Source organism: Vibrio sp. J383 (assembly GCF_023503985.1).
Lineage (GTDB): Bacteria > Pseudomonadota > Gammaproteobacteria > Enterobacterales > Vibrionaceae > Vibrio > Vibrio splendidus.
Genome location: NZ_CP097294.1, coordinates 1,945,585 through 1,959,607, shown reverse-complemented (window position 1 = coordinate 1,959,607; position 14,023 = coordinate 1,945,585). Strand labels below are relative to the sequence as shown.

The window sequence follows — 14,023 nt, the reverse complement described above, 5'->3', positions numbered from 1 at the left end:
TTACTGTATTTGGCCGACAAAAAAGAGAACACTCCAGCATGCATTGACACTTAAATCCTATTAAGTGGCGGCCCCGCTATCATAGACAGAATAATTGTCGACAGACCGGTGGCTTTGCGTCCTATTCTTTCAAATAGTTTGCCAGAAGTGCGTTTGAGCAAGCGAAATGTAGCCAACCAGTTTTATAAATGCGAATCAATAGATTGAAATGTGGAATGCCAATCTCGAACTTTTAATTCTTAATACAAATTAACTTGCTATATGTTTAGTTCGCTAACGTATAAATTATTGATATAAATGAAGAAAGTATTTGCTCTAATCGCTTTTGTGAATGTTTTTCAATTGTGATGTTTTGTTCTGCACGACAATTGCGCGCATATCAAAACCAAACCTTTGGTTTCCACTAACCAAACCCTGACATGCTATGTATGAAAAGCCGGACAATTGATTGGTATGAATTATATAAAGGAGTCGGTATGGAATTCACAGAACTAGATAGAGACGCGTTATATCAAACGTGGATGTCACAAAAATCGAGAATGCGTATTACGCAGATGGAGTTTTCAAAAAAGCTTGGAATGAACCAGCTTGATTTCTCTAGAGTGCTAAGAGGCGAGACGCCATTAACGATGTCTTTCGTTAGCCATTTTTGTCGTTTACTTCATTTGGAACCAAGGAATGTATTCCCTTCGCTAAAAGAGGGCAATGAATCGGGGCCTAAAGTGGTCTACCTGAAAAGTAGAATGAGTGTTGATGGTGAGATCCAAAATGCTTATATTGAAGGAAATCAGGTAATTGTAGAGTACGCACATACTGTTCAACATGATTAATTTTAGAGTTAGCTCTGATTTTTAACCCCCTTTTTCTACAACCTTTTCACATAGGGTATGGCATACTTAGTTAGATTCATTAATTTTAGCTAAGTGCGTTATGAACCCTTTAAAAGTCCTTTTTCTTGTTGCAACCAGCATTTTCTTGTTTGGTTGTGCAGGCGGCTCAATTAGAACCGCTACTAAATTTACCAGCTACGAAGATTTTCAGGCTGGGCCTGTCGGAGGCGTCGACTTGGTTTGGGCAAGGGTTGGGCTGCGTGACGCACAGCGTTTGAAATCCAAGTTAGATGATTACGACTCTGTAGTGATCGACCAAATTTTTGTTTTAGCAGAAGAAGGTTCGTTGGATCAGGAAGAGATTCAGGAACTCACTGAGCACATGGTTACGCGCTTGGAAGAGAAAATATCGCCTCATAAAACGATTGTCGATGAACCGATAGGAAAAACGCTGCGTTTGAGTCTCGCTCTGAGTAACGTTGAAACGCCCAATCCGATCTTAGCTGTAACGAGCAGCGTTCTGCCGTTTGGCCTTGCTATGTCAACCATATCTAAGGTCACGACTGGTGAGCACACCAATGTTGGGAGTGCGAGTGTAGAGTTATTGGTCAGTGATGCTCAAGAGGGCACGCCACTGTTTGCAGCCATCGACCGTGAAGCGGGTAATAAAGACTTTTCAACCATGATTGATTCTCTGGATGATGCCAAAGACGCGATCAACTATTGGGTCGAGCGTTTAGGTGATACTCTACACAACATAGATGACGCATAGAAAGAGCGAATAATGCTAGAGAAAGAGAACCTAATTAAGTTGGCTCGAATGCAGATGCCATTTGGAAAGTACGCGGGTCGTACACTGATTGACTTACCTGAAGAATATTTGCTGTGGTTTGATAAAAAGGGATTCCCGTCTGGTGAACTAGGCGACTTATTAAAACTGTGCCTTGCTCTGAAAATTGAAGGGCTTGATAGCGTTGTCAAACCATTGAAAAGAATGTAGTTGAATAGAGAGCTTGCGTTAATCACGTGAGCTTTTTTTGTTTTCAAGTGCTACACAATGCTACATGTATGTTGAAGCTTGAAGAATAGCTGCTCTTGTCTCCTTGAAATTACGCAATCGATAGCGTGTAAATAATGCTATACAGGGTGTTTCTAATATAAAACACAAAAAAAATTGCGTTTATTTTCAATTAGTGATTGAAACTAGGGTTTTTACTAGTTAAGTTACAAGGAACAAGAAGATTAGTGCTGAAAGAAAGTTACGTGAGACAACGTACATTCAGCTCAAGGATAGAAAAAAGGAAGAAGTAAGCAATGTTCCAGACTGATGATGTAAGAATTAACAAAGTAAAAGAGTTATTACCACCTGTTGCTGTTTTAGAAAAGTTTCCAGCGACAGAAGTTGCTTCTTCTACAACCTTTGAAAGCCGCAAAGCGATCCACAATATTCTAGAAGAAAGCGACGACCGCTTGCTTGTTATTGTTGGTCCATGTTCTATTCATGATACAGAGGCTGCTCTTGAGTACGGCAAGCGTTTGAAAGTGTTGCGCGACGAACTAGGTGATAACCTTGAAATCGTAATGCGTGTTTACTTTGAAAAGCCACGTACAACCGTTGGTTGGAAAGGTCTAATCAATGACCCGTACATGAACGACACGTTCAAGCTAAATGATGGTCTTCGTCTTGGACGTAAGCTACTGCTTGACCTAACTGATATGGGAATGCCGACGGCAAGTGAATTCCTAGATATGATCACACCTCAATACGTTGCTGACTTAATCAGCTGGGGTGCAATCGGCGCACGTACGACAGAATCTCAAGTTCACCGTGAATTGGCTTCTGGCTTATCTTGCCCAGTTGGCTTTAAGAATGGTACTGATGGCAACATCAAGATCGCAACAGACGCTATTCGTTCGGCAAGTGCTTCGCACCACTTCTTATCTGTGACTAAGTACGGACACTCAGCAATTATTGAAACAGTGGGTAACCCTGACTGTCATATCATTTTACGTGGCGGTAAAGAGCCAAACTACAGCGCTGAGCATGTAGGTAAAATCAAAGAAGAACTAGCTGCGTCAGGCCTTCCACAAAAGGTAATGATTGATTTCAGCCACGCAAATAGCTCTAAGCAGTTTAAGCGTCAAATGAATGTATCTGATGACGTTAGTGCTCAAATCTCTGGTGGCGACAAAGCTATCTTTGGTGTGATGATTGAATCTCACCTTGTTGAAGGTCGCCAAGATCTTGTTGATGGTAAAGCTGCAACTTACGGCCAATCTGTTACTGATGCATGTATTGGTTGGGCAGATACTGAAACAGTACTTCGCCAGTTGGCAGACGCTGTTGAAGCTCGTCGCAACAAGTAGTCTAATTATTACAGGCAGTCACTAAGCGGCTGAAAATTCAAAGCCCTTATTAGCAGTTGCTAGTAAGGGCTTTTTTGTGGTTATTAGTTGTAAGAGGAAAGTGCCTTGTACTCTTAAATGAGAAAAGACAGTAACTCGTCGACTTTAAGTGGCAGTAAAGTTCTATCTTGTTTGGTTTCCACGTTGAGGCGTATCAACGGCTCTGTATTGGACTTTCTTAAGTTGAAGCGCCATGTGCCCATATTCATGCTGAGCCCGTCTGTGTGATCGATCTCAACGGCATCAACTTGATAGTGCGACAACACATAAGCCATGACTTGTTCTGGGTCTGAAACCCTACGATTGATCTCTCCTGAAGAGGGAAATCTATCCATACTCGAATTGGTCAATTGGTGAAGAGATTGTTGAGTTTTCGACATCAGTTCGATAACAAGCAGCCAAGGAATCATTCCTGAATCGCAATACCCAAAATCACGGAAATAATGGTGCGCACTCATTTCACCACCGTACACAGCGTTTAATTCTCGCATCTTCTCTTTGATGAGCGCATGCCCAGCTTTGACTGCAACAGCCTTCCCACCAAGCTTATTGGCGACTTCAATCGTGTTCCATGTCATACGCATATCGTGCAACACGGTGGCGTTAGGCTCTTTTAACAAAAATGCTTCAGCGAGCAACCCGACAATATAGTAACCCTCAATATAATTGCCTTTTTCATCAAAGAAAAAGCAGCGGTCAAAATCACCATCCCACGCAATCCCAAGATCGGCCGAATGTTCTAGCACAGCATTTCGAGTCGCTATTTGGTTTTCTATAATCAATGGATTGGGAATACCATTAGGGAAATTTCCGTCAGGAGTATGATGAACCTTGATGACGGTGATAGGGGCACTGAGTTCGTTAAATTTCTTCTCCAAAGCATCAATGACATGTCCTGCAACGCCGTTTCCTGCGTTAACCACAATCTTCATTGGTGAAAGTTTAGAAGGTGTTATATAGGAGAGTAGGTGGTCTACATAAGGGGCGAGAATACTAGTTGATATGCAGGAGTTATTTGATTGAACATGAACGATCGGCGAATCGGCGTTCAGCTCTTGATTCAGTACTTTAATGCGTCGTTTGATTTTATCTAAACCACTGTTTTTACTGATGGGGCTAGCGTCAGCACCGACCAATTTCATTCCGTTGTAATTGATTGGGTTATGGCTGGCTGTGATTTGTATTCCGCCAATCGCTTTTAGGTGACGAGTCGCAAAGTAGACTTCTTCAGTGCCAGTCATCCCAAGATCAATGACGCTTATCCCGGACTCGATTAAGCCTGCAGTAATGGCTTCTTGCAGTGACAAAGACGTTTCACGGTTATCTCGACCAATAACGACTGGAGGCCATGCACTTGGGGTCTTGGCATTTCCTAATAGGAGATATTCACCAAACGCCTTTCCAAGCAGATAGGCAAACGGCTTATTGATTTGGCTACCAATGATGCCGCGAATGTCGTTGTTCTTAAAGCAGCGAAGATCTAATGTTGGTTTCATTTGATTGTCGCCGCTTCTATTTCGATTTTTTGTTCTGAGACGACGAAGCTTGTTCGCTTCGAACATCTCGCCCATAGCTGTCTTGATATCGAATGATATCGTCTTCACTTAAATGGCTGCCGGTTTGAACTTCAATCATTTCAAGAGGTGTCTCGCCAGGGTTCTCTAGGCAGTGGATGTGACCTAAAGGGATGTAAGTCGATTGATCTTCTTCGACGAGATAGGTTTTCTCATCGTTGGTCACTTTCGCAGTGCCAGCTACTACTACCCAATGTTCCGCTCTATGATGATGCATCTGAAGTGAAAGCTGATGACCCGCTTTTACGGTGATACGTTTAACTTTGTCTCGCTTTCCTAAATCAATCACATCGTATTTACCCCAAGGTCTCAATACCTCACGATGATGAATATGCTCCGTTCGACCTGCTTGACTTAGTTGACTAACAATCGATGTAACACCCTGAACCTTGTCTTTATCTGCGACTAATATAGCGTCTTTGGTCTCGACAATAATCAGGTTATCGACACCTACAGTAGCAACTAGCTTGTTTTCAGCATGGATGTAGTTGTGTTGAGAGTCGACGGTTAACACGTCACCTTCAATGACGTTGTTATGCTCATCTTTGTCGCTTACATCCCAGATAGCAGACCATGAGCCAATATCATTCCAACCGACATCCATCGGGATCACAGCTGCGTGCGAGGTTTTCTCCATCACGGCATAATCGATGGAATCGCTTGGGCTACTTTTGAATGCTTCAGCGTTGATACGGATAAAGTCGAGGTCGGTATTTTGCTTTGCAAGAGCGAGTTTACAAGCCGCTAATATCTCGGGGTGGTGTTCGGCTAGTTCTTCGAGATAGCGTGATGCCTTAAACATGAACATGCCACTGTTCCATAGGTACTGTTCTGAGCGAATGTATGCTTCTGCGGTTGCTTTATCGGGCTTTTCTACAAAGCACTCAATGTCGTAAGCATAATGGGTTAGTTGGTCTGTAGTGTTGGCTTCTAGTTGTAGACTAGAGACAAGAGGTTGCCCTTGTTTGATGTAGCCATAGCCAGTCTCTGGAGCATTTGGGGTTATACCGAATGTCACCAGTTTTCCTTGTTTTGCATAATCAACACCACGGTTAATCGATTGTTGAAATTCAGAGGTTTTAGCGATGTGATGGTCGGCAGCAAGCACTAATAAGATTGGGTCAGCCGCTTCTCCTTTAGTGTCATGAGACTTGGTCAAAGCTTGCAAGGCTGCAAGTGCGATGGCTGGCGCAGTATTTCTACCGACAGGTTCTAACAAAATGCCACTGTGCAGGACGTTAGCTGAGCGAATTTGTTCAGCAGCGATAAAACGATGCTCTTCATTACAGATAATGAATGGCGCATCGCAGCTGCTATCCGTTAGGTGTGCGTCGATACCTTGCAGGCGTTGAAGTGTTTGCTGAAGCATCGACTGTTCGCCAGCAATATTCAGGAATTGCTTAGGATAGAGCTCTCGAGACAGTGGCCAGAGGCGGCTTCCAGAGCCGCCAGCTAGGATGACAGGTAAAATCATAGAGTGGTAATTGTGTGCATTAGAATACTGCCATCATATTACCACGCTTCACGCTTATTATTTATCGATAACCAAGAAGGATGTTGACTATCGATGACCTTCCGTAGGGGAGTTCAACATATCTTTGGGATCGCTAACATTCTGATTATCACCTAGGCTTTGAACGCTGTTATGACCTTGAACATTAGAAAAGTCTTGAGGGTCAATCTTGAGTGTCTGTGTTGGGAACGCGATGTCTGCATTGTGTTTATGAATAATCGCCAGAACCTGTAACAGAACGTCTTGCTTCACCTTGTGGTACCTGATCCAGTTGACCGTTTTTGTGAAGGTGTAGATAAAGAAGTTCAGTGTTGATGGCCCAAATTTGTCAAAGTTAACGATCAACGTTTGTTTGGCATCAATATCTGGGTGGGTCTCGAGCATGGTTCTTACATCATCAACAATGAGCGCCAATTTGTCTGCATCTTGATAACGAAGACCAAAGGTTTCATTGATTCTACGATTCAACATTCTTGATGGGTTCTCTACCACAATACTACTGAACACCGAATTTGGAACGTACAAAGGACGCTTATCAAAAGTGCGGATAATCGTCATGCGCCATCCAATGCGTTCGACAGTACCTTCGATTTGACGATCGGGAGAGCGTATCCAATCACCGACTTTAAAAGGGCGGTCGAAGTAAATCATCATGCCGCCAAAGAAATTCGACAGTAGATCTTTAGCGGCTAAACCGACGATTAAACCACCGACACCACCAAAGGTAAGCAAGCCCGATAGGCTCAGCCCAAACGCCTGCATGATGGTTAAACCGCCCATCACCATAAAGAACAGTCGAGCCACCTTTGCTATAGCTTGTACTGTGGTTTCGTCTCTGGTTTTTTGCTCTAAGACATACTCTTCAGAGTTACTGATCATTCGCAGCGTAAACCAAACAAACGTAGATATGATCAGTATGTGTTTGAGTGTTCTTAGCCAGTTGATTTCATTACCAAACTGGTCTTGAAGAATCAAGCCAACAGACACGGTAGCAGGCCAGCACCAAAGCAATGTACTGACAGGTGTTTTTAAGGCCTCTAGCAGTAGGTCATCCCAATGAAATTGGGTTTTTTTGACCAAGATTTCCAGGCGATTATGGACAATTCGCCAAGCGACCCAAGCGAAAAAGCTCGCAATAGTGATGAATAGGACGCTATTTGCCCAATCGCTATGGCTCTGGTTGATGTAGGTTTGTACTTGGGTTATGAATTCATTCATTGTGTGTACTGCCGCAGAAATTATGGGTTAGAAATTAGCAGAAATCACTTTTGTTCTCTACCTTTATAAATCAATCGATTAGCTGACAATTGTATCTCTATATGGATATATAGTCGTTTTTTTGTATGAAGACAATTTTGTTATTTGTTTTCGATGCTACCTAGCTTTGTAAGTGGAGTAATAAATGAGTGACAAACAATATGCAGTTATCGGCTTAGGGCGTTTTGGGTTATCTGTATGCAAAGAGCTACAAAGTTCAGGGGCGCAGGTGCTCGCTGTCGATATTGATGAAGAGCGAGTCAAAGAAGCGGCTAATTTTGTTTCACAAGCGATTGTTGCGAACTGTACGAGCGAAGAGACAGTTAAAGAACTAAGGCTGGACGATTACGATATGGTGATGGTGTCGATTGGCTCTGATGTTAACTCCAGTATTCTAACGACGCTAGTGGTAAAAGAATCAGGCGCAAAAGCCGTTTGGGTGAAGGCGAACGATAAGTTTCACGGCAAGATCCTTTCTAAGATTGGTGCCGATCATATCATCATGCCCGAGCGTGACATGGGTATTCGCGTTGCGCGTAAAATGTTGGATAGACGCGTTCTTGAGTTTATCGACCTTGGCAGCGGTTTAGCGATGACGGAAATTGTTATTGGTTCTAATTTTTTGGGTAAGAAACTTGGTGACCTTAAGCTGTGTAAAGAAAATGGTGTTGAGGTACTTGGTTTCAAGCGAGGTCCGAACCTAACTAAAGCACCTGAACTGGATGTGAGTTTAGAAATTGGGGATGTGGTGATCATCGCTGGGCCGAAAGAGACCTTATCTAGAAAGCTACGCAATTGGTAACTGGCAATCGGAAATAAGGTAACAGTATGAATTCGTTAAAACGAAAAGGTACTTTCTACACGCTTAAGAGTGATAAAAAGCCACGTAAAGGCTCTGAACCTAAGATTATCCTTACGAGCTTCTTAGGCGTACTTATCCCTTCCGCAATATTGTTGACGCTACCCGTGTTCTCTGTGACAGGTTTAAGCTTTACGGATGCACTGTTTACTGCCACGTCGGCGATCAGTGTGACAGGCTTAGGTGTTGTTGATACCGGTCAGCATTTCACCTTGGCTGGCAAAATCTTACTGATGTTCTTGATGCAAGTCGGCGGGTTAGGGCAGATGACCCTTTCTGCGGTGCTGCTCTATATGTTTGGTGTTCGGCTAAGTTTGAAACAGCAAGCATTAGCGAAAGAAGCATTGGGGCAAGATCGTAAGATTAACCTCAGGAAGTTAGTGAAGAAGATCATCATTTTTGCATTGGTGGCGGAATTTATAGGTTTCGTATTGCTTTGTTTTCGTTGGGTTCCTGAAATGGGATGGGCAACAGGGAGCTTTTACGCGTTATTTCACGCGATTTCCGCATTCAATAACGCAGGGTTTGCGTTGTTCTCAGATAGTATGGTGAGCTTTGTTGACGATCCACTGGTGATCTTTACCTTAGCAGGCTTGTTCATTTTCGGCGGATTAGGTTTTACTGTCGTGGGCGACTTATCGACTAACTGGCGGAAAGGCTTCCAACATCTGCACTTACACACCAAGATTATGCTAACGGCGACACCGACGTTATTGTTGGTGGGCACGGTGATGTTTTGGTTATTGGAGAGAAATAACTCAGCGACGATGGAGGGCTTGTCGACACAAGGGCAGTGGCTGGCGGCATTTTTCCAGTCAGCGAGTGCTCGTACTGCTGGTTTTAATAGTGTGGATTTGTCTCAGTACACTCAGCCTGCATTGTTGGTGATGATAGTACTGATGTTGATTGGTGCTGGTTCAACTTCCACTGGTGGTGGGATTAAAGTATCGACCTTTGCGGTTGCATTTGTTGCGACTTGGACATTCCTACGTCAGAAAAAGCATGTAGTGATGTTTAGACGTACTGTGACCTGGCAAGCGGTAACAAAGTCATTAGCCATTATTGTGGTTAGTGGAGCACTATTAACCACTGCAATGTTTTTGTTAATGCTTACTGAGCAGGCCGCGTTTGACCGAGTGATGTTTGAGGTGATTTCGGCCTTTGCGACGGTCGGATTGACTGCTGGGTTAACCGCAAACTTAACTGAACCGGGAAAATACATCATGATTGTGGTAATGGTGATTGGACGAATCGGACCTTTGACTTTGGCTTACATGTTAGCTCGCCCTGAACCTTCGTTGTTGAAATACCCAGAAGATACGGTGTTAACGGGTTAATAAGGTTAACAGGCTAAGGTTAACCTTTCTTGTTAGTGCTTTAGAAAAACAAAGCCAGCGAATATGCTGGCTTTGTTTTTTAGAGGTTTATAGTCAGTTTCTGAATTCTTAGCCCTCGAATAATTCCACATATTCTTCGTAGCCTTCGTCTGCCAGTTTATCCGCTGGAATAAAGCGCATTGCGGCTGAGTTCATGCAGTAGCGTAAACCTGTTGGCTTTGGACCATCTTTAAATACATGTCCTAGGTGAGAGTCACCAAATTTACTGCGAACCTCTGTTCTCGGGTAAAGCAGCTTGTAGTCTGTAGTCGTTACGACATAAGCCTCGCTGATTGGCTGTGTAAAGCTCGGCCAACCTGTACCTGATTTGTATTTGTCTTTTGAAGAGAACAATGGCTCACCAGTCACGATATCGACGTAAATACCTTCTTGCTTGTTATCCCAGTATTTGTTGTCAAACGGGCGCTCTGTTGCGTCGTCTTGTGTGACATCGTATTGCAGTGAGGTTAGAGAAGCTTTGATCTCTGCATCAGACGGCTTGCTGTATGTCTTAGTATTGGTTGTCGCATTCTTACCATCGATGATCTGACGGATCGTTTGCGGGTTTTCTTTTCTATCATCGCCGAAGACTTTATCTAGGTACTGATCACGACCAGAAGCGTAGCGGTAGTAGTTATAACGAACTTTGCTCTTCTTGTAATAATCTTGGTGGTAATCTTCTGCTGGCCAGAATTTTTCAAACTTAATCAGTTCTGTTTTTAGTGGTTCACCAAAGATCTGAGCTTTGTCTATCTCCATCATGAAGTTTTGAGCGACGTCTTTCTGTTCTTGGTTATGATAGAAAATAGCAGGTCGATATTGTGGACCTCTATCTACGAAAGAGCCTTTGTCGTCGGTTGGGTCGATGTGTTGGAAGAATTGGTCAAGCACCTGTTCATAGCTGACCACATCAGGGTTATAGGTCACATTGATTACTTCGATGTGGCCAGATTTACCCGATGAAACTTGTTTGTAGGTTGGGTTTTCTAATTCACCACCAGAATACCCAGAGATAACGTCTGTCACGCCTGTCAGTTTTTCTAGATCGGATTCTGTACACCAAAAACAACCACCAGCCAGTGTCGCGATTTCAGTTTTACCTGAATTAGCCGTTTTATCCATTGTATTGGCAGTGCCAGTCTGGCTTACAAACAGCGAAATCAGTGGTAGCGCAACCACGAGTGATACCAATATTTTAGATAATTTATTCATAGATACCTCATCTTGACGTTTTTCTCATTCGATTTTGAATGTACGAATAGAGACAGGTTTTAGATGGAAAAAATTACACTATTCATGAAAAAAATATCTCAAATAGAAAATCTTGCTCATAAATGCCGCCAGTAGTAGGGTGTAGGCATTGATATAAAATACTAGATAATGATGACGTTTTCGTACATCTAAGGAACAACATGCAAGCAGAAGTTAAATGGGTCGAAGGCTTTAAATTCCTCGGTCAATCTCAATCAGGCCATTCTATTGTTATGGATGGAAGCGGCGGTGCTACTGCGCCAAGCCCGATGGAAATGGTGTTAATGGCTGCTGGTGGTTGTAGCTCTGTTGATGTAGTGGACGGTTTGAAATCTGCGGGTCAAAGCATCACTGGTTGTAATGCAAAGCTTGAAACCAAACGTCGTGAAACAGCGCCGAAAATCTTTACTGTGATTAATATTCACTTTGAAGTGTCTGGTGACAACCTTGATCCTGAGCAGGTTGCTAAGGTGTGTGCGGATTCATTAGAAAAGTACTGTTCTGTATGTCTAATGTTGGGTGCTGGCGTAGAGATGACCCATAGTTGGGAAATCGTCTAGTCTTCTGATTGTACAGCTTGGCGGTAGGCTAATCTTTACGGCTTACGGCTTACGGTTTATAGGCATACCAGATAAAGAAAAGGGCGGAGCACTTTAAAGTGCTCCGCCCTTATTATTTTAACTAAGGTAGAGTGCTATTATTCAGCAGCTTCTACGATAACTTCTTCAACTTTGACTTCTTCTTGGTATTCAAAACCAGGGATCGTTGCGTCAACACGACGGTTTTGAGCACGACCTTCAGCTGTAGCGTTTGATGCAATTGGATTCTCTTCGCCTTCACCTGAAGCTGTAATACGGTCTGCTTCAATGCCTTGCTCTTCGATGTATGCGGCTACAGCAGCAGCACGTTTCTTAGAGATCATTAGGTTATACTCAGCTGCACCTGTTGAGTCTGTGTGACCAACAACAGCTACTGAAGACTGAGGGTGAGCTTTTAGTACTTCAACTAATGGCATTAGCGCAATTTTACCATCTGTAGATAGTTCAGTGCTGTTAGTTGCGAACATTTCTTGAGAGTAGCTCTCTGTTTGCGCTTTAGTTACAACGACAGCCATCTTCTCTTCAACGACAACTGCAGGCTCTGTGATTGGCTCAGATGGCGCTTGAGTCACTGCTACTGCAGAAGCTGTTGCAGCCACCGCTGATGCTGTTGTGTTGCCAGTACCGAAGTTGTAGCTAACACCAACTGATAGTAGGTTCGAGTTCAGGTCTTGAACGTAGTTGTCGTCGAAATCATCAAAATATTGGTATTCAACACGAACTGCCCAATCAGAAGAAAGCTGCTTCTCTAGACCGATGCCAGCAGAAAGAACAACGTCATCTTCGCCACCGTGTGAAATGTAAGCAGGACCTGCTTTAAAGAATACGTCGAATTCTTGTTGTACTGCTAGGCGGTACATTGGAGTCAATGAGATGGCAATGATTGGGTCGCTGAATTGGCTTGTAGTACCATTTTTTGTAAAACTAGTTTTGTAGTCTCCAAGGAAATCAGAGCTTAATTCAATACCAAACTTGTCTGAGAAGTTATAGCCAGAGTAAATACCTGCGCCGATTGCATCATCATCACACTTCGTACCGTCAACACACGCACTGTCTAACCAGCCCATGCCCACTTTTGCGCCAACGTATGTCGTGGCAGCGATAGATGGAGCCGAAGCTAATCCCGAAGCAGCGATGACAGCACACATGATTTTTGACAGTCTTTTCATAATCTTATCCTTGGGTTTATTTTTTATTTTTGTCTGAACCTGCTTATAAAAGATAACTTACTGGTTTACGACACTGCTAAAGTAAGTAAATCAAGGCGTTGGCTCAGGTTGAAACGATTTAGAATTCATTGACGTATTGTTAATCTGATTGCGTATTGGAGTCAATGAAATTGTTAAAAATTATATATTTAAGGTGCTATTTACTGATTTGTTTGTCAATTAAATGTTGTCTTAAATGTTGGAAAACAAAGAAACCTCGTATCACGGTTAGTTGATACGAGGTTTTAAGTTTTATTCTGACGAATTATTAGGTTACATAATTGGATTTGCTTGAATTATGGACGATCACCCTCAAGCAATCGCTTTTCAATATCTGCAATGACGCCTGGTAGGTCTGCAATGGTATCGATCAGGTAGTGCGGATTTGATTTGTTTAGCTTAACGCTTGCTTTTTCACGTGCAGCCGCAAGTGTTGTCTCGTCTGCATCTAAATATTCTTGATACGTTAAGCCTGCTTCGTTCCCCGATAATACAAGTCCAACTGTCCACATCCCTGCGTTGTGACCTTCATCGATCCCCGGTGCTGCGTCGTCTACTTTTACACACGCAGCAACACTAGTTACACCTAGGTCGATTACGTTTTTCAGTGCCATAAATGGAGCAGGGCGACCACCTTGAGGTAGGTCATCGGTTGCTACGATGTTGTCAGGGTGGTAACCGTAATCTGCAGCCGCAGGGATTAGCACATCCATCACTTCACGTGGGTAACCTGAACAAGACCCGATCTTCACGTTCTTCTCTTTTAAGTTATTGACCACTTCTATCGCGTTTAAAATTGGAGCTGCGTGATCGGCTACTTTCGCTTTTTGAAGAGGCATGAATGCCGCGTAGATCGCGTCAACATCTTCACTTGTCATGGAGCGTCCGAATTGAGCCTTCCAACGAGCGTCAACGGCTGGAATTCGACCAACTGCTTGGATGTGGTCCCATTTGCCGATCCCCATAGGTTCACGCGCTTCTGCTAAGTCGATATCAAAGTCGAAACCTTGTCTGAATGCTTCAACGAAAATACTGGTTGGAGCAAATGATCCAAAATCAACGATAGTGCCAGCCCAGTCAAAGATAACCGCTTGGATAGGTGATGTTGTGTTCATAGTCGTGTCCTATTTCTGTTCTCTCCCGGCTCAGG

Annotated in this window: 13 protein-coding genes and 1 riboswitch; of the genes, 7 read left to right on the top strand and 6 right to left on the bottom strand. The window is 43.3% G+C overall.

The window, feature by feature from the left end; translation table 11 throughout:
- Positions 1 to 63: 63 nt before the first annotated feature.
- A riboswitch (cyclic di-GMP riboswitch) is annotated at positions 64 to 153 on the bottom strand.
- Between the two features lie 323 nt (positions 154 to 476).
- From M4S28_RS25035 to aroG, 4 genes are all read left to right on the top strand, one after another.
- Positions 477 to 830: a hypothetical protein gene (locus M4S28_RS25035; RefSeq protein ID WP_017066796.1), complete on the top strand. Its 354-nt coding sequence runs from the start codon at positions 477 to 479 to the stop codon at positions 828 to 830.
- A gap of 100 nt (positions 831 to 930) precedes the next feature.
- Positions 931 to 1,602 (top strand): DUF3313 domain-containing protein, encoded by a 672-nt coding sequence (locus tag M4S28_RS25030; protein ID WP_249633178.1) that lies wholly within the window; start codon positions 931 to 933, stop codon positions 1,600 to 1,602.
- A gap of 12 nt (positions 1,603 to 1,614) precedes the next feature.
- On the top strand, positions 1,615 to 1,830 hold the full coding sequence (locus M4S28_RS25025) for a DUF3820 family protein (protein WP_004730103.1): 216 nt from the start codon (positions 1,615 to 1,617) through the stop codon (positions 1,828 to 1,830).
- Between the two features lie 314 nt (positions 1,831 to 2,144).
- On the top strand, positions 2,145 to 3,197 hold the full coding sequence (gene aroG / locus M4S28_RS25020) for a 3-deoxy-7-phosphoheptulonate synthase AroG (RefSeq protein WP_004730106.1): 1,053 nt from the start codon (positions 2,145 to 2,147) through the stop codon (positions 3,195 to 3,197).
- A 113-nt stretch (positions 3,198 to 3,310) separates the two neighbouring features.
- Here aroG and M4S28_RS25015 read toward each other — a convergent pair whose 3' ends face one another.
- The 3 genes from M4S28_RS25015 to M4S28_RS25005 form a co-directional block, all read right to left on the bottom strand.
- Positions 3,311 to 4,732: a phosphohexomutase domain-containing protein gene (locus M4S28_RS25015; RefSeq protein ID WP_249633177.1), complete on the bottom strand. Its 1,422-nt coding sequence runs from the start codon at positions 4,730 to 4,732 to the stop codon at positions 3,311 to 3,313.
- 16 nt (positions 4,733 to 4,748) lie between these two features.
- A complete protein-coding gene (locus tag M4S28_RS25010) occupies positions 4,749 to 6,284 on the bottom strand; it encodes a mannose-1-phosphate guanylyltransferase/mannose-6-phosphate isomerase (RefSeq protein ID WP_249633176.1) in 1,536 nt (511 codons plus the stop codon).
- A gap of 87 nt (positions 6,285 to 6,371) precedes the next feature.
- Entirely contained in the window at positions 6,372 to 7,541 is a 1,170-nt protein-coding gene (locus tag M4S28_RS25005) for a mechanosensitive ion channel family protein (RefSeq protein WP_061023261.1), read from the bottom strand.
- Between the two features lie 184 nt (positions 7,542 to 7,725).
- Here M4S28_RS25005 and M4S28_RS25000 point away from each other — a divergent pair, with 184 nt between their 5' ends.
- Positions 7,726 to 8,382 carry a potassium channel family protein gene (locus tag M4S28_RS25000; RefSeq protein ID WP_017079662.1) on the top strand — a complete coding sequence of 219 codons (657 nt, stop codon included), beginning with the start codon at positions 7,726 to 7,728 and terminating at the stop codon, positions 8,380 to 8,382.
- Positions 8,383 to 8,408: 26 nt separating this feature from the next.
- On the top strand, positions 8,409 to 9,776 hold the full coding sequence (locus tag M4S28_RS24995; RefSeq protein WP_108086997.1) for a TrkH family potassium uptake protein: 1,368 nt from the start codon (positions 8,409 to 8,411) through the stop codon (positions 9,774 to 9,776).
- Between the two features lie 108 nt (positions 9,777 to 9,884).
- Here M4S28_RS24995 and msrB read toward each other — a convergent pair whose 3' ends face one another.
- Positions 9,885 to 11,027, bottom strand: coding sequence for a peptide-methionine (R)-S-oxide reductase MsrB (gene msrB / locus M4S28_RS24990; RefSeq protein ID WP_249633175.1), 1,143 nt, complete (start codon positions 11,025 to 11,027; stop codon positions 9,885 to 9,887).
- 200 nt (positions 11,028 to 11,227) lie between these two features.
- Between msrB and M4S28_RS24985 the strand changes: the two genes are divergently transcribed.
- Complete coding sequence (locus M4S28_RS24985; RefSeq protein ID WP_017064824.1) at positions 11,228 to 11,626, top strand: OsmC family protein; 399 nt, start codon at positions 11,228 to 11,230, stop codon at positions 11,624 to 11,626.
- Positions 11,627 to 11,763: 137 nt separating this feature from the next.
- Here the strand turns inward: M4S28_RS24985 and M4S28_RS24980 are convergent, their stop codons facing one another.
- Together M4S28_RS24980 and phnX are read right to left on the bottom strand one after the other, a co-directional pair.
- Entirely contained in the window at positions 11,764 to 12,834 is a 1,071-nt protein-coding gene (locus M4S28_RS24980) for an OmpA family protein (protein WP_004730153.1), read from the bottom strand.
- Positions 12,835 to 13,169: 335 nt separating this feature from the next.
- A complete protein-coding gene (phnX, locus tag M4S28_RS24975; protein ID WP_102488320.1) occupies positions 13,170 to 13,988 on the bottom strand; it encodes a phosphonoacetaldehyde hydrolase in 819 nt (272 codons plus the stop codon).
- Positions 13,989 to 14,023: the final 35 nt, after the last annotated feature.